The sequence below is a fragment of the Methylobacterium symbioticum genome (assembly GCF_902141845.1).
Lineage (GTDB): Bacteria > Pseudomonadota > Alphaproteobacteria > Rhizobiales > Beijerinckiaceae > Methylobacterium > Methylobacterium symbioticum.
In genome coordinates, this window is record NZ_CABFPH010000002.1 from 16,743 (window position 1) to 32,914 (window position 16,172).

Here is a 16,172-nt window from a genome sequence, read left to right on the forward strand (position 1 = left end):
ATTGCGGGCGCGTGCGGCAAGAGAAGCGGTAGGAGCCTGGGCTGCGGACACCGTGACGGACACCTTCTCTTTCCTGCCCCATGGTGGCCTGACCGGCGCCGAGATCCGTGCCCTGGACTGGTCGGATACCGCGTTGGGGCCGCCGGAGCGCTGGCCGCCGGCCCTGCGCGCCGCGCTCTCCCTGATGCTCGGCTGCCCGACGGCGATGTTTCTCGCCTGGGGGCCGGACTTGCTCTGCTTCTATAACGACGCCTACCGCCCGATGCTCGGCTATCGCCTCGATACGGCCCTGGGCCAGCCGTTCCGCACGGTCTGGGCCAGCATCTGGGACGAGATCGGCCCCCTGGTCGACGCGACCCTTGCCGGCGAGAGCCAGACGCTGACCGATGTCATGCTCGACCTCTCGCGGGAGGGAAGGCCCGAGCGGAGCTGGTGGTCCTTCACCTACTCGCCCGTTCTGGACGATGCGGGTGCGATCACCGGACTGCTCTGCGTGACCGCAGAGACGACGGGCCGGGTTCTCGGTGAGGCACGCCTGCGGGAGAGCGAGGACCACTTCAGGCACAGTGTCGAGCTCAACCCCCAGGTCCCGTGGACCTGCGACCCGCACGGCAACGTCGAATCCTACTCCAATCGCTGGCTCGAACTCACCGGCCAGGCCCCCGGCGAGCCGCTCGGCTCCGGCTGGGCGAAGGCGCTGCACGCCGACGACGTGCCCTGGACCATGACGGTGTTCGCGAATTGCCTGGCCTCTGGCGAGCCGGTCGACGTGGATTACCGCATCCGCATCGCCGCCACCGGCGAGTACCGGTGGATGCGCGCCCGCGCCCAGCCGCGGCGGGACGAGGCCGGCGCCATCATCCGCTGGTACGGCGTCGTCGAGGATGTGCACGACCGCAAGCTCGCGGAGGCGCGTCTGCGGGACATGAACGAGACGCTGGAGCGGCGCGCCGAAGACGCGCTCGCCCAGCGCAAGCTCTGGGCCGACGTGTTCGAGACGACCGATGCCCTGGTCGCCGCCCTCGACCTTGACTACCGCTTCCTGGCGGTGAACCGCGCCTATGCCGAAGAGTTCGAGAGGATCTACGGCGTGACTCCCCGGGTCGGCGAAAGCCTTCTCGACCTCCTGGCCCGGGACCCCGCGCAGCGGGAGGCCGCACGGACCGTCTGGTCGCGCGCCCTCGCGGGCGAGGAGTTCGCCGTCGTCGAGGAGTTCGGCGATCCGGCGCGGAAGCGGCCCTCTTACGAATTGAAGTTCACGATCCTGCGGGATGCGTCCGGGCACCGGATCGGCGCCTTCCAGTACGCGCAGGACGTCACCGAGCGGCTGCGCAACCAGGATCAGCTCGCCCGCGCCGAGGAAGCGCTTCGCCACGCCCAGAAGATGGAGGCCGTCGGCCAGCTGACCGGCGGCGTCGCGCACGACTTCAACAATCTGCTGACGATCATCCGCTCCTCGGTCGAGTTCCTGCAGAGGCCGAACCTCGCCGAGGAGCGACGCTCCCGCTACCTCCGGGCCGTCTCGGACACGGTCGACCGCGCTGCCCGCCTGACGAGCCAGCTCCTCGCCTTCGCGCGGCGCCAGCCGCTCAAGCCGGAGGTGTTCGACGTGGGCGCCCGGCTTCACGACGTGGCGGACATGCTGAACGCGGTCACCGGCGCGCGCATCCGCGTCGTCGTCGAGGTGCCGGAGAATCCCTGCTACGTCCTGGCCGATCCGAGCCAGTTCGAGACGGCCCTCGTCAACCTGGCGGTGAACGCTCGGGACGCCATGACGGGCGACGGCGTCCTGACGCTCCGGCTGACCTGCGGAGCGGCCCTGCCCCCCATCCGCGGCCATGCCGGTGCGCCCGGCCCCTTCGCCGCCCTGGCCGTCGCGGATGCGGGGACCGGGATCGCACCCGCGCTGCTCGGGCGCATCTTCGAGCCGTTCTTCACCACCAAGGATGTCGGCCACGGCACGGGGCTCGGCCTCAGCCAGGTGATCGGCTTCGCCAAGCAGTCGGGCGGCGACGTGGATGTCGCGAGCGAGCTCGGCCGGGGCTCGATCTTCACGCTCCTCCTGCCCGAGGTCGAGCCGCCTTCGCGGAGCGCGGACACCCGACAGGCGAGGATCGGGACGCCGGTCGCGGAGCGCGGATTGTGCGTGCTGGTGGTCGAGGACAACCTCGATGTCGGCCGGTTCTGCACGCAGCTCCTTGAGGATCTCGGCCACGCGACGGTCTGGGCGCACAACGCGGAGGCCGCCCTCGCCGAGATGGAGCGGGTGCCGTTCCGGTTCGATGCCGTGTTCTCCGATGTCGTGATGCCGGGCATGGGCGGGGTCGAGCTCGCGCGGCGCCTGCGGGCGGACCACCCGGAGCTGCCGGTGATCCTGACGACCGGATACAGCGACGCACTCGCGCGGAACGACGCGCATGGATTCGAGCTCGTGCGCAAGCCCTACTCGGCCGAGCAGGTCGCCTCGGCGCTCAGCGCCGTCCGGGCGCGGCGGCCGATCCCGTAGGGGGCCGCGGATCCGGTCGGACCGCGTGGATCCGCGGGAGCGACGAAAGTTCCTCCTGCGGCTGCGGGCGTCCCCGAATTTTTGACAGTTCTCAACCCCAACTTTTCGGGATCCGGCCGGCGTGGTGCTGGGTTTCAGAGACAGATGGGACGAGCGCGTTTCAGACGCCTCCCATGTCGATCGGATCTGGAAAGTGCATCACGATGGCGAATAAGCGCAAAACCTTGCACGACGCGTTCTATGAGACGCTGAAGGACGTCTATTATGCCGAGAAACAGTCTGTTCGCGCTCTGAAGAAGTCGGCGAAATCTGCCGAGCACGAGGAGCTGCGCGCGGCCTTCGAGACGCACGCCGAGGAGAGCGCCAACCAAGTGGAGCGCCTGCAGCAGGTGTTCGAGATCATCGGAAAGGCCCCGCGCGCCAAGACATGCGAGGCCATGCAGGGGCTGACCTCCGAGATGGAGGAGGATCTGGAGGATTTCGGCGACAGCCCGGCGGCCGATGCGGTGCTGGCGGCCTGCGCGCAGGCGGTCGAGCACTATGAGATCGCGCGCTATGGCACGCTCAAGACATGGGCCGCACAGCTCGGATACCCGGATGCTGCCAAGCTCCTCGACGAGACGCTTCAGGAGGAGAAGAAGACCGACCAACTCCTGACCGAGATCGCCGAACGCATCAACGTCGAGGGTACCGGCGCGGAGATCGACGGCGAAGAGGCCGTCGAGCCGAAGGGCAACGGTCGGAAGGCGGCCTGAGGCCCCGTTGCCGCGGAAGGGCGCCGGGCGGCGCCCCTCATCTCTCGGCGGCACGCGGTGGGAGACGCCGTCACCGAAACCCGGGTCGCACGGGCCTGTCCTTGACTCCGGCTCGTGTCTCATCGGGCGCGCAAAGAAAAAGGATCAGAGCCGAGGCTCTGATCCTGCTCTTCGAACCGGTCTCTGGAGCCGCTCTCGATCGTGTCGCAATCGGGAACGGCTCCGTGTCGTTGTGTTGACGCGCTCTCTTTTGCCGAACCGGCTTCCGCTTCACCGGAGAGCGCTCCGGCGGTGCCGAACTCGGCTCAGGCTCTAGAACGGGATGTCGTCGTCGAGGTCGTAATTGCCCTTGCCGCCGCCACCGCCGCTGCTCGGGGCCGGACGGCGCTCGCCACCCTGGGCGCGCCCGCCTCCGAAATCGCTGCGACCGCCGCCACCGCCGCCGTAATCGCCGCCCCGGCTGATCTGGCCGCCGCCCTCGTCATCCGACGCGAAGTCGCCGCCACCACCGCCGCGGCCGTCGAGAATCGTCATCTCGCCGCGGAAGCGCTGCAGCACCACCTCGGTCGTGTACTTCTCGACGCCGGAATTGTCGGTCCATTTCCGGGTCTGCAGCGAACCCTCGATATAGACCTTCGAGCCCTTGCGCAGATACTGCTCCGCCACGCGGGCGAGGTTCTCATTGTAAATCACCACCGAGTGCCACTCGGTGCGTTCCTTGCGCTCGCCGCTGGACTTGTCCTTCCAGGTCTCCGAGGTCGCCAGGCGCAGATTCACCACCGGATCGCCCGATCCAAGCCGGCGCGTCTCGGGGTCGCGCCCGAGATTGCCGACCAGAATCACCTTGTTCACGCTGCCCGCCATCGCTCTCTCCTACCGTTCGATCTCACTGGGCGTTCGTTTCTCGAGCCCGGGCCGGGCAGTGATGACCGGGGATGGCCGGGGCGGCAACGCCGCCCCCGTCCTTGTTCCCGGTAAACACAATCCGGAAGGGCCCAGGAATGTTCTATATTTGTTCGGAGCCTCCGGCAAGCAATGGCGCCGGTTGGGCTGAGGATTTTCCCGATCTCAGGCAACGTGGACGATCAGCTTGCCGAAGTTGCGCCCCTTCAGCAGCCCGATGAGGGCCTCGGGCGCCTTCTCCAGCCCCTCCACGATGTCCTCCCGATGCTTCACGCGGCCGTCCCGCAGCCAGTGGCCGACATCGCGCAGGAAAGCTTCGGCCTGATCGGCGAAGTCCCAGACGATGAAGCCCTGCAGGTGCAGGCGCTTGGTCAGGATCGTGCGCATCAGGGCCGGGGCACGGTCCGGCCCCGGCGGCAGCTCGGTGGCGTTGTAGGCCGAGACGAGGCCGCAGACAGGCATCCGGGCGAAATCGTTGAGGAGCGGCAGCACCGCCTCGAAGACCGCGCCGCCGACATTCTCGAAATACACGTCGATGCCGTCGGGGCAGGCCGCCGCCAGGGCCTGGGGCAGGTCGTCGCCGCGGTGGTCGATCGCCGCGTCGAAGCCGAGCTCGTCGATGAGGTAGCGGCACTTCTCGGGGCCGCCCGCGATGCCCACCGCCCGTGCGCCCTTGAGCTTCGCGATCTGCCCGACGAGGGAGCCGACCGGGCCGGCCGCGGCGGCCACCACCACGGTCTCGCCGGCCTTGGGGCGGCCGATGGTGAGAAGGCCGGTATAGGCGGTCATACCCGGCATGCCGAGGATGCCGAGCGCGGTGGTCGGCGGGACGCCCGGCGGGATCCGCTGAACGCCGCGCCCGTCGGAGACCGCATAATCCTGCCAGCCGCCGAAGGCCGAGACCAACTCGCCCACCGCGAAGTCGGGATTGTTCGATTCGACCACCTCGCTCACCGTGCCGCCGGTCATTGGCTCGCCGATGGCGACCGGCGCGGCGTAGGATTTCGCTGCGCTCATGCGCCCGCGCATATAGGGATCGAGGGAGAGCCAGCGGGTGCGCAGCAGGATCTCGCCCGCCTTCGCCACCGGCACGCGTGCTTCCTCCAGCCGGAAATGGGCCGGGCTCGGCTCGCCGTGCGGCCGAGCGGCGAGCACGATGCGGCGGTTCATGGCGGCCATGGACATCTCCTGTCGGCATTCCCGATCGCCGCAATCTGGCGCGCCCGCGGCATCCGGCAAATCCGGGGCGATCTCTCCAACGTCTCGCGCGTTCACCGCCTGGGACGGATGGAGACGGTGCGATGCGGATCGGATCGGGAACGCTCGGATGGGGCGTGGCGCTGGCGGTCGCGGGCAGCGCGGCGGGCCATGCGGCCCCGGACCCGCTTGCCGCCCATCGCTGGCAGGCCCGCATCCTCGTGGTCGCCGCACCGGACGGCGCCGATGCGCGGCTGAGGGCGCAGCGGGAGGCCGTGGCCGCGGCCCGCTCCGGCTTCACCGAGCGTGATCTCGTCGTGATCGATGCCGTGGGGCCGGGCGAGGCGGCGGTCGCCCTGCGGCGCCGGCTTGGCCTGCCCGATGCGACGTTCCGCGCCGTGCTCGTTGGCAAGGACGGCGAGGCGAAGATCACGGCGTCCGAGCCGATCTCGCCGGAACGCCTGTTCGCCACGATCGACGCCATGCCGATGCGCCGCGACGAGATGCGGTCCCGGCGTTGAGGTGGGTGAACGGGGCCGGTTCAGGCCGGCCCCGAATGCATCAGTAGCAGCGCTCGACCAGAACGCGGCGGTAGCCGTAGGGCGTCCAGCGGACGCGCGGGACCGTGTAGCAGCCGCCGCCATAGCCGTAATCATAGGCGCCATAGCCGACCGGGGCGTATCCGTACCCATAGCCCGGATAGCCGTAGCCGCCGTAGAGGCCGCCCGCCGCGAGGCCGAGGCCCACGCCGAGACCCAGGCCGCCGAGGCCGTAGCCGTATCCACGCCGCCAGCCGCCGCCGTAATAGCCGCCGCGCCAGCCTCCGTAGCCACCGCGCCAGCCTCCTCCGAAGCCCGCGCCCCGATAGCCGCCGAAGCCGCCACGGAAGCCGGCACCACCGAACCCGCCGCGGAAGCCGCCGCCGCCGAAGCCACCGCCATGGAAGCCGCCGCCGTGAAACCCGCCGCCGCCGAAGCCGCGCGCGTCGGCGGTCGCCGGCAGCATCGCCATCGCACCGGCCATCAGAGTCGAGGCCAGAAGAACCCGCTTCATCTCAAACTCTCCCAGAACAACCTGAACATGCCCCAACAACTCATTAACGTTTGGACAGTGCCGCTTGTTCGGCCAGCGCGTGCGACAGATCGGTCCGGTTCACTCAAAGTTCCGTGTCCGAGGCTTGGACCGCGCGGTGCCTTGAAAGCGCCCGGGATTTCGCGCGAAGAACGGCCCCGCTCGGCGCCCACATACGGAGTTCGGTCAGGACCCATGATGTCAGGATCCATGACGATGACGGCATTGCGGGCTCTCGTCGCCGCGACCGCCCTGGTCCTGGCGGGGCCTGCCCCCGCTGCGCCGGTCGATGGCCCCTGCGCGCCGATCCAGGCCCAGGGCGAGACCTTCACGGTCTGCACGCTGGACCTGCGACGCCAGCGGGTGCGCCTGTTCTGGCTCGGTCCGGACGGCTTGCCCTACGCCTCACTCGGCAGCCTCGCCGAGAAGCAGGGCACGCGGCTGACCTTCGCCATGAATGCGGGCATGTACGACAAGGGGCAGGCCCCGGTGGGCCTCTATGTCGAGGAGGGGCGCGAGCTGAAGCCCGTCTCGACCGCGAACGGGCCGGGCAATTTCCACCTCAAGCCCAACGGTGTGTTCTACGTGAAGGGCGAGCGCGCCGGCGTGCTCGACACGGCGCATTACCTCAAGGCCAAGCTGAAGCCGGACTTCGCCACGCAATCCGGGCCGATGCTGGTGATCGACGGGCAGATCCACCCGAAGATCTCGGCGGATGGCCCCTCCCAGAAGATCCGCAACGGCGTCGGCGTGCGCGAGGACGGCCGCACGGCGGTGTTCGCGATCTCGGAGCGCCCGGTGAGCTTCGGCGCCTTCGCGCGGCTGTTCCGGGACGACCTGCACTGCCGCAACGCGCTCTTCCTCGACGGCAGCGTGTCGAGCCTCTACGCGCCGAATCTGAGCCGCAACGATCTCAGCCGCCCGCTCGGGCCGCTGGTCGGCGCGGTCACGCGATAGGACGGCGCCGCCCGGCCGAACCGGGCGGCGCGCGCTGTGTCAGGCGGTGGCGACGGTCGCCTTGACGATCTTGTCGGGGGAGCGCGGCGGCTCGCCCTTGTTGATCGTGTCGACCACGTCCATGCCCTCGATGACCTTGCCCCAGACCGTGTACTGGCGGTCGAGGAAGCGGGCATCGTCGAAGCAGATGAAGAACTGCGAGTTCGCCGAGTGCGGGAAGTTCGTGCGCGCCATCGAGCAGGTGCCGCGCACATGCGGCTCGGCGTTGAACTCGGCGTTGAGATCGGGGAGGTCGGAGCCGCCCGAGCCCGTGCCGGTCGGGTCGCCGGTCTGGGCCATGAAGCCGTCGATCACCCGGTGGAAGGGCACGCCGTCGTAGAAGCCCTGGGCGGCGAGCGTCTTGATCCGCTCGACGTGGTTCGGCGCGAGGTCGGGGCGCAGCGCGATCACCACGCGGCCCTTGGTGGTCTCGAGCACGACGGTCTCGGTGTCTGCCATGTCAGTCGCTCCTGGTTGGTGAAAACGGGATGAAGTCAGGCGGGCGTGACGGAGGGCGTACCCGCCGGACGCGCCCGCGGCAAATCCGGGCCCGTCACGGACCGCGCCGGCGCTGGATGAGGCGCAGCGCGATCGGCCGGCCCGCGATGGCCCGCCCGAGATCCGGCGTGATCCGCGCCGGGGTGCAGGCCCGCAGCGCGGCGAGCGTCGCCTTGGCGAGGCGGCGGCGCCCCTCTCCCGAGACGCCGGCCGTGAACACGATGCGGGGCACCGCGATCAGGCTGCCATCCCGCCGAAGCGAGAATCGCGCCGTGACCTCGATCTCCTGATCGCTCGCGCCCTCGGGCGGCTGCCAGCAGGCGGCCAGCACCGGGTAGAGCGCGGCCAGCGTGTCCGCAGGCTCCGCCGGCCTCTCCGGCAGAGGCACCGCGACCGTGCCGCGCAGGGTCTGCGGCAGGGTCAGCGGCGGCCCCGGTGCGCCGTAATACGAGGCGCTGGCCGCCCCCGGCGCCAGGGCGCAGAGGCCCGCGAGCGCCGCGAGGGCATACCGAGCGCTCAGTTGGCCTTCTCGGCCATCTGCATCTTCACGATCTTGTCGGGATCCTGGACCGCGCCGTTGTCGCTCTTGGAGCCCTTCTTGACCTTGTCGATCACGTTCATCCCGTCGGTCACGACACCGACGACGGTGTACTGGCCATCGAGGAAGTTCGCCGGGCCGAGGCAGATGAAGAACTGCGAGTTCGCCGAGTTCGGGTTCCCCGAGCGCGCCATGCCCACCGTGCCGCGCAGGAACGGCGCCTGCGAGAACTCGGCCGGGATGTCGGGCAGCTTGGAGCCGCCGGTGCCGTTACCCTTTGGGTCGCCAGTCTGGGCCATGAAGCCGTCGATGACGCGGTGGAACTTCAGGCCGTTGTAGAAGCCCTGATTCACCAGGGTCTTGATCTGCTTCACGTGCTTGGGTGCGAGGTCCGGGCGCAGCTCGATGGTGACGCGGCCGTCCTTGGTGTCGAGATAGACCGTGTCCGGTCCGGCGGCCTGGGCCGCGGGGGCGAGCGCGAGCGTGGCGGCGAGCGCGAGTCCGAGGACGGCGTGGCGTCGGTTCATGGGGCGTCTCCGTTCAGTCGGGAAATCAGGGCGTCCGCGTGAAGCGCGCGGCGAGGCGTGCTGCCACGGGGGCGGGCACGAAGGGGGCGACGTCCCCGCCCATCGCGGCGATCTGCCGGACGAGGGTCGCGGTGATCGGGCGGACATGGATCGAGGCCGGCAGGAACACGGTCTGGACCTCGGGGGCCATCGCCCCGTTCATGCCGGCGAGCTGCATCTCGTAGTCGAGGTCGGTGCCGTCGCGCAGGCCCCGGATGAACAGGGTCGCGCCGAAGCGGCGCGCCGCCGAGACGGCGAGGTCGTCGAAGGTCGCGATCTCGAGCGCCGTCCCCTCGGCCTGGGCCAGCGGGGCGCAGGTCTCGCGCAGCAGCTCCGCCCGCTCGTCGGCCGAGAAGAGCGGCGCCTTGCCGGGATGCACGCCGATGGCGATGACGAGCCGCGAGACCAGCCGGCACGCCTGGCGCACCACGTCGAGATGGCCGTTCGTGACCGGATCGAAGGATCCGGCATAGAGCGCTGTGCGGTTCATCGCGGCCGGACCTAGCGCGTTTTGATGGGAAACGGAACCTGCGCCCCGGCGGGCGCGGCCGAAACCACGGACCTTGCCGCGTCACGGATCGGGTGGACTGGCGCGATCCCTCCCCCCGCAGGGGGGAGGAAGAGCACGCCGGGCACGATACGATGGGCGAACAGAATAGGCTCGAGGAGCGCGGGGCGGCTTCCAGATTGCCCGGAGGCGCCGCTCAGGCCGCCTCCTCCCCGCCATCCTCCTCGCCCTCGATATGCTCCACCGAGACGACCTTCTCGGCCTTGTCGGTGTTGAACACCGTCACGCCCTGCGAGGCGCGGCCGACGATGCGGATGTCGTCCACCGGCACGCGGATGAGCTGGCCGCCATTGGTGACCAGCATGATCTGGTCGGTGCTCTCCACGGGGAAGGAGGCGACGAGCTTGCCGTTGCGGGCATTCACCCGCATCGCCGTGATGCCCTTTCCGCCGCGGTTCGAGGTCCGGTACTCGAAGGAGGATGAGCGCTTGCCGAAGCCGCGCTCCGAGAGCGTCAGCACGAATTGCTCGGCGCCGCCCATCTCGGCGTAGCGCTCCGACGAGATCGCGGCGGCGCTCGCCTCCTCGGCCTCGCCGTTCTCCGCGGCTTCGCCCTCGACGCCGTCGCCGATGACCGCGCGGCGCATCTTCAGATAGCCGGCACGCTCCTCCGGCGTGGCCTCGAAATGGTTGAGGATCGCCATCGAGATGACGCTGTCGCCGGCGCCGAGATTGATGCCGCGCACGCCCGTCGAGTCGCGGCCCTTGAAGACGCGCACATCCTCCACGGGGAAGCGGATGCACTGACCCTCCGCCGTGGTCAGCAGGACGTTCTGATCTGGCCGGCAGATCTCGACATGGACGATGTGGTCGCCCGGGTCGAGCTTCATCGCGATCTTGCCGTTGCGGTTCACCTGCACGAAGTCGGACAGCTTGTTGCGCCGGACATTGCCCGAGGCGGTGGCGAACATCACGTCGAGCGTTTCCCAGGACGCCTCGTCCTCGGGCAGCGGCATGATCGTGGTGATGCGCTCGCCTTCCTGCTGGAGCTGGAGGATGTTGACCAGCGCCTTGCCGCGGGCGTTCGGCGCGGCGATCGGCAGGCGCCAGACCTTCTCCTTATAGGCCTGACCCTGGTCGGAGAAGAACAGCACCGGCGTGTGCGTGTTGGCCACGAACAGCCGCGTGACGAAATCCTCGTCGCGCGTGCTCATCCCGGAGCGGCCCTTGCCGCCGCGGCGCTGCGACCGATAGGTCGAGAGCGGCACGCGCTTGACGTAGCCGGCATGTGACACGGTCACGACCATGTCCTCGCGGGCGATCAGATCCTCGTCCTCGACGCTCGAATCGTAGTCGACGATCTCGGTCTTGCGCGGCGTCGCGAATTGCTCGCGCACCTCGGTCAGTTCCTGCTTCACGATCGCCTGAATGCGGGCGCGCGAGCGCAGGATGTCCAGATAATCGGCGATCTCGTCCGCCAGCACCTTGAGCTCGTCGCCGACCTCGTCGCGGCCGAGCGCCGTCAGCCGCTGCAGGCGCAGGTCCAGGATCGCGCGGGCCTGGGTCTCGGACAGGCGGTAGGTGCCGTCCTCGGCCACCCGGTGGCGCGGGTCGTCCACCAGCGCGATGAGGGGCGCGATGTCGTGGGCGGGCCAGTCGCGGCCCATCAGCGCCTCGCGGGCCGCGTTCGGGTCCGGCGAGGTGCGGATCAGGCGGATGACCTCGTCGATATTGGCGACCGCGATGGCGAGGCCGCACAGGACGTGGGCCCGCTCGCGGGCCTTGCCGAGCAGGAATTTGGTACGCCGGGAGACGACCTCCTCGCGGAAGTCGTTGAAGGCCTGGAGCAGGTCCTTCAGGTTCATCAGCTCGGGTCGGCCGCCGTTCAGCGCCACCATGTTGCAGCCGAACGAGGTCTGCAGCGGCGTGTAGCGGTAGAGCTGGTTCAGCACGACGTCGGCCATGGCATCGCGCTTGATCTCGACCACGATGCGCATGCCCGAGCGGTCGGATTCGTCGCGCAGGTCCGAGATGCCCTCGACGCGCTTCTCCTTCACCAGTTCGGCGATCTTCTCGATCAGCGTCGCCTTGTTCACCTGGAACGGGATCTCGGTGAAGATCAGCGCCTCGCGCTCCTTGCGCAGCTCCTCCACATGCGAGCGGGCGCGCATGATGATCGAGCCGCGGCCCGTATTGTAGGCCTGCCGGGTGCCGGCGCGGCCGAGGATGAGGCCGCCGGTCGGGAAGTCCGGGCCGGGGACGATCTCGTTCAATTGCTCGATCGACAGGCCCGGATCGTCGAGGAGCGCCACGCAGGCGTCGATCAGCTCGCCGAGATTGTGCGGCGGGATATTGGTGGCCATGCCCACCGCGATGCCGCCCGCCCCGTTGACCAGGAGGTTCGGGAAGCGCGCCGGGAGGACGCTGGGCTCCTCGCGCGACTCATCGTAGTTGGGCCCGAAATCGACGGTGTTCTTGTCGATATCCGAGAGCAGCGCAATCGCGGGCTTGGCCAGGCGCGATTCGGTGTAGCGCATGGCGGCCGGCGGATCGCCGTCGACCGAGCCGAAATTGCCCTGCCCATCGATGAGCATCAGGCGCATGGAGAAGTCCTGCGCCATCCGCACCAGGGCGTCGTAGATCGATTGGTCGCCGTGCGGGTGGTAGAGACCGATCACGTCGCCGACGATGCGCGCCGACTTGACGTATTTGCGCTCCGGCAGGTGCCCTGACTCGAAGGCAGAGTAGAGGATGCGCCGGTGCACCGGCTTCAGGCCGTCGCGCGCGTCCGGCAGAGCGCGGCTCACGATCACGCTCATCGCGTAATCGAGGTAGGAGCGGCGCATCTCGTCGGTGATGGAGACGGGGCGAATGTCGGTGGCGGGCGGCGGCGCGCCGGCCCCCGGATCGTTTGTCTCGGCCAAGGCTACCTGTCCAGAACGCGGGGCGCGCGCAGGGTCGCACCCCTCGGGATCGCGTCGCGCCCATCCGAGCGCGCGGGAAAATCCATGATATCAAGTGGTTAATTAATGATCACGACGGCCCCGCGCAAGGCTCCGCGTCAGGCCGCAAGCGCCATCGGCTCAGCCTTCGGGGCCTTTCGGAGACCGAGGAAATCCTCGACCGCGCCCAGATCGGAAAAGCTCATGAATTCCGGTCGCAGCGGGGCCGGCAACCCCTCGAAGGTGAGCCCGGGGAAGGCGTCCGGATGGGGGTAGAGCTGCCAGGGCGCGCCCGGCTCGGCCGGCTGGAACAGCATCGCGACCTTGCGGCGGCCGAGCCGCACCAGCCGGGTCGGGCTGTAGCTCAGCGTCTCGATCACGTAGGTCTCCTGACGGCGGTCGTTGGTACGGCGCATCGAAGGCTCCTTCGGATGGTGCGGCGCGAGGGCCGCGGCTGTCATCGGTCCGCCCGGCCCCTCAGGAGGGGGCCGCAGGCTGGCGTGGTAATTCAAGCGGCGCGGCGGCGGCCCTTTGTCCCGGGCCAGCCGAGCGCCACGAGGCGGGCCTTGGCGTAGTCGCGCACCTCGTCGCGGGTGCCCTGGGGCATGCCGGCCAGGATCTGCTGCGTCTCGCCGGCCAGCATCAGATCGGTGACGGCGTTGATCGTGTCCGCGGCGTCGATCGCCCGCTTCAGATCGGCCTCGGCCTCCGTCACCTCGTCGAAGGGCGGCGCATCGAAATCCTCGCTCACGGCCTGGACCTCGGCGAGGCGGCCGCCGCGGAACTCGTCGGCCTCCTCCTCCGAATAGACCAGCCCGTGCAGCTCGATCAGCTTGAGGATGACGCGGTCCTTCGCCCGCTTCTCGGCCATCGCGTAGACATAGGCCGCCTGCTTGCCCGAGACGCGGTAGTTCACGTTCACCAGCGCCTCGCCGATCGACCACTCGACCCGCTCGGCGCCGGCCTTGGCGCCCGGCAGGTGGCCGGTGACGAGCAGCACGGCCTCGTCGCGCTCGGAGCGGATGATCGTCGGCGGCTCGAAGCGGATGCCGGCCTGCGCGGCGATGCGCTCCAGGGTCTTGTGATAGATCACCGCCGTGCCCTGGACCCGCCAGACATTGCCGGCGAAAGGCTCGCCGTAGCGGATGAGGGTGTCGGCGATCTGCTTGTCGGCGGTTCGCATGCGCTGCACCTCGCGGCTTGGCCAAGCCCGCGAGCTTGACCATTCGTTCGTGTTTTGTTCTCACCTATATGCGGAGTTTTCCACAGGCTCGCAAGGGCGCGGCGCGCGCGAATTTCGGTGCATGCGCCGCACCCCTCCCCCGTTGCGGGACCGGGGACCGGCCTTCCGGACGAGGCGGGGAGCCCCTCTCCCGTGCGGGAGAGGGACAGGGTGAGGGTCGAGAACTCTCAGGAAAGGGCGGAGCCGGAGCCGCTTCGCTGGCGCGACCTCTCCGGACAATTCTCATCCCTCGCCCCAACCCTCTCCCGAACGGGAGAGGGAGCCTGTCGCGGATCCTGCGCGAGGCCGGAAGAGGATCCCCTCTCTCCAGTCGCGCTTCGGGCGCCACCCTCCTCCGCAGCAGAGACGGAGCCTCGCCTCAGCCCTTGCGGCGTGCCTTGTCGAACGCTGAGAAGCTGCCGCCCTCGGCGGCGAGCGTCGCGAGGAGCGGCGCCGGCGTGAAATCCGGCCCGTGCTCGGCCTCGAGGGCGCGCAGGCGCTCGACGATCCGGGCGAGGCCGATCCCGTCTGCCCAATGCATCGGGCCTCCGCTATAGACCGGCCAGCCGTAACCGTTGATCCAGACGATATCGATGTCGGAGGCGCGCAGGGCCTTGCCCTCGTCGAGGATCTTCGCGCCCTCGTTGACCATCGGGTAGAGGCAGCGCTCCCGGATCTCCTCATCGGAGATCTCCCGCTGCGTCACGCCCTGGCGCGCGGCGACCGCGCGGATCACGGCCTCCACCTCCGCCGAGGGCGTGGCCTTGCGGGCCTCGTCGTAGTCGTAGAAGCCCCTGCCCGTCTTCTGGCCGCGGCGGTCGCGCTCGCACAGGATCTCGCGCACGGTCTCACCCTTCGAGGTCTCGCGCGACCAGCCGAGGTCGAGCCCGGCGAGGTCGATCATGGCGAAGGGGCCCATCGGCAGACCGAGATCAGTGATGACGCGATCGACCTGTTGGGGTGTCGCGCCCTCCAGCACCAGGCGGTTCGCCTGGGCCTGGCGCTGGGCGAGAATCCGGTTGCCGATGAAGCCGTGGCAGACGCCTGCCAACACCGCGATCTTGCCGATACGGCGGCCAAGCGCCATCGCGGTGGCGACCACGGCAGGCGCGGTCTTCGCGCCGCGCACCACTTCGAGGAGCCGCATCACGTTGGCCGGCGAGAAGAAGTGCAGGCCGAGCACGCGCTCGGGCCGGGCGGTCGCGGCGGCGATGGCGTCGATATCGAGATAACTCGTGTTCGAGGCGAGGATCGCCTCTGCCTTCACGATCCGGTCGAGCCGGCCGAAGATCTCTCGCTTGAGGTCGAGATTCTCGAAGGCCGCCTCGATGACGAGGTCGCAGTCGGCCAGCGCCTCGACGTCGAGGCCCGGCGCGAGGAGGCCCATCCGGGTCTCCACGTCGGTGGCGCTGATCCGGCCCTTCCGAGCGGTGCCCTCGTAGTTGCGGCGGATGGTCGCGAGGCCGCGCTCCAGGGCCTCCGCCTTCGCCTCGACGATGCGCACCGGAATGCCCGCGTTGAGGAAGTTCATGGCGATGCCGCCGCCCATCGTGCCGGCGCCGATGATGCCGACCCGGGTGATGGGCAGGAGCGGCAGGTCGGCCGGCAGATCCGGGATCTTGGCGGCTTCGCGCTCGGCGAAGAAGACATGGCGCTGCGCGATCGACTGGGCGCCCGCCACGAGACGCAGGAAGGTCTCGCGCTCGAAGGCGAGCCCCTGCTCGAAGGGCATGGTGCAGGCCGCCCGGACGCAGGCGATGCAGGCCTCCGGCGCCTCGAAGCCGCGGAACCGCTTGGCGTTCTCCGCCCGGAAAGCATCGAACAAGCCCGGGTCGTCGCGGCCCTCGGCGAGCCTGTCGTCGCGGTCACGGATCCTTGGAGAGGGCCGGCCCTCGGCGATCAGGCGCTCGGCGAAGGCGATCGCATCGGCAACGAGACGATCCTCGGCGGTCAGCGCGTCCACGAGCCCCGTCTCCAAGGCCGCCCTGGCGCCGACCGGGTTGCCCGAGGTGATGATCTCCAAGGCCTTCCGCGGCCCGACCACGCGCGGGAGGCGCTGCGTGCCGCCCGCGCCCGGCACGATGCCGAGCTTGACCTCGGGCAGGCCGATCCTGGCCGAGGGCGTCGCCACGCGATGGTGGCAGGCGAGCGCGAGCTCCGTGCCCCCGCCCAGCGCCTGCCCGTGGATCGCGGCGATCACGGGTTTGGCCGAGCCCTCGACCGCGGCGTTGAGCCCGTTGAGGTCGATGCCCTGTGGCGGCCGGCCGAATTCGGTGATGTCGGCGCCCCCGCAGAACAGTTTGCCGGCCCCGGTGAGCACGATGGCCGAGACCTCCGGGTCGGAGCCGGCCTCCGCGATGCGCCGCGCCAGGCTCTCGCGGAGGCTCGCGCCCAGCGCGTTCACCGGCGGGGTCGCCAGGGTGATCACCGCCACCCGGCCCTCACGGCGCATCTCGGTTCTGTCGCTCATG

General features: G+C 69.6%; 15 protein-coding genes. 4 read left to right on the forward strand and 11 right to left on the reverse strand.

All coding sequences use genetic code 11. The features are described 5' to 3' along the window. Positions 1–52: 52 nt before the first annotated feature. Together MET9862_RS00945 and MET9862_RS00950 are read left to right on the forward strand one after the other, a co-directional pair. Positions 53–2,506: a PAS domain-containing protein gene (locus tag MET9862_RS00945; RefSeq protein ID WP_142581239.1), complete on the forward strand. Its 2,454-nt coding sequence runs from the start codon at positions 53–55 to the stop codon at positions 2,504–2,506. 203 nt (positions 2,507–2,709) lie between these two features. Next, positions 2,710–3,261 carry a YciE/YciF ferroxidase family protein gene (locus tag MET9862_RS00950; RefSeq protein WP_142581374.1) on the forward strand — a complete coding sequence of 184 codons (552 nt, stop codon included), beginning with the start codon at positions 2,710–2,712 and terminating at the stop codon, positions 3,259–3,261. A gap of 312 nt (positions 3,262–3,573) precedes the next feature. Here the strand turns inward: MET9862_RS00950 and ssb are convergent, their stop codons facing one another. Together ssb and curA are read right to left on the reverse strand one after the other, a co-directional pair. Further along, positions 3,574–4,125, reverse strand: coding sequence for a single-stranded DNA-binding protein (gene ssb / locus MET9862_RS00955; RefSeq protein WP_142581240.1), 552 nt, complete (start codon positions 4,123–4,125; stop codon positions 3,574–3,576). A 204-nt stretch (positions 4,126–4,329) separates the two neighbouring features. Beyond that, a complete protein-coding gene (curA, locus tag MET9862_RS00960; protein ID WP_142581241.1) occupies positions 4,330–5,343 on the reverse strand; it encodes an NADPH-dependent curcumin/dihydrocurcumin reductase in 1,014 nt (337 codons plus the stop codon). 122 nt (positions 5,344–5,465) lie between these two features. On the opposite strand from curA, the gene MET9862_RS00965 reads away from it, so the two are divergent. Continuing rightward, positions 5,466–5,882: a DUF4174 domain-containing protein gene (locus MET9862_RS00965; protein WP_142581242.1), complete on the forward strand. Its 417-nt coding sequence runs from the start codon at positions 5,466–5,468 to the stop codon at positions 5,880–5,882. A 40-nt stretch (positions 5,883–5,922) separates the two neighbouring features. Here the strand turns inward: MET9862_RS00965 and MET9862_RS00970 are convergent, their stop codons facing one another. Continuing rightward, on the reverse strand, positions 5,923–6,414 hold the full coding sequence (locus MET9862_RS00970) for a hypothetical protein (RefSeq protein WP_142581243.1): 492 nt from the start codon (positions 6,412–6,414) through the stop codon (positions 5,923–5,925). A 234-nt stretch (positions 6,415–6,648) separates the two neighbouring features. Between MET9862_RS00970 and MET9862_RS00975 the strand changes: the two genes are divergently transcribed. Further along, entirely contained in the window at positions 6,649–7,389 is a 741-nt protein-coding gene (locus MET9862_RS00975; protein WP_438616584.1) for a phosphodiester glycosidase family protein, read from the forward strand. A gap of 39 nt (positions 7,390–7,428) precedes the next feature. Here the strand turns inward: MET9862_RS00975 and MET9862_RS00980 are convergent, their stop codons facing one another. The 8 genes from MET9862_RS00980 to MET9862_RS01015 form a co-directional block, all read right to left on the reverse strand. Then, entirely contained in the window at positions 7,429–7,887 is a 459-nt protein-coding gene (locus MET9862_RS00980; RefSeq protein ID WP_142581245.1) for a peptidylprolyl isomerase, read from the reverse strand. A gap of 94 nt (positions 7,888–7,981) precedes the next feature. Next, positions 7,982–8,314 (reverse strand): cell envelope integrity protein TolA, encoded by a 333-nt coding sequence (gene tolA, locus MET9862_RS00985; protein ID WP_438616585.1) that lies wholly within the window; start codon positions 8,312–8,314, stop codon positions 7,982–7,984. Between the two features lie 128 nt (positions 8,315–8,442). Further along, the gene (locus tag MET9862_RS00990; RefSeq protein WP_142581247.1) at positions 8,443–8,991 is read right to left on the reverse strand and encodes a peptidylprolyl isomerase; all 549 of its coding nucleotides are present in this window, start codon (positions 8,989–8,991) and stop codon (positions 8,443–8,445) included. Between the two features lie 25 nt (positions 8,992–9,016). Then, positions 9,017–9,520: a pantetheine-phosphate adenylyltransferase gene (gene coaD, locus MET9862_RS00995; RefSeq protein ID WP_142581248.1), complete on the reverse strand. Its 504-nt coding sequence runs from the start codon at positions 9,518–9,520 to the stop codon at positions 9,017–9,019. 214 nt (positions 9,521–9,734) lie between these two features. After that, entirely contained in the window at positions 9,735–12,461 is a 2,727-nt protein-coding gene (gyrA, locus tag MET9862_RS01000; protein WP_142581249.1) for a DNA gyrase subunit A, read from the reverse strand. Between the two features lie 137 nt (positions 12,462–12,598). Further along, the gene (locus MET9862_RS01005; protein WP_142581250.1) at positions 12,599–12,895 is read right to left on the reverse strand and encodes a hypothetical protein; all 297 of its coding nucleotides are present in this window, start codon (positions 12,893–12,895) and stop codon (positions 12,599–12,601) included. Positions 12,896–12,987: 92 nt separating this feature from the next. Next, a complete protein-coding gene (locus MET9862_RS01010) occupies positions 12,988–13,662 on the reverse strand; it encodes a trna delta -isopentenylpyrophosphate transferase (RefSeq protein WP_142581251.1) in 675 nt (224 codons plus the stop codon). 418 nt (positions 13,663–14,080) lie between these two features. Then, positions 14,081–16,171 carry a 3-hydroxyacyl-CoA dehydrogenase NAD-binding domain-containing protein gene (locus tag MET9862_RS01015; protein WP_142581252.1) on the reverse strand — a complete coding sequence of 697 codons (2,091 nt, stop codon included), beginning with the start codon at positions 16,169–16,171 and terminating at the stop codon, positions 14,081–14,083. Position 16,172 lies beyond the last annotated feature (1 nt).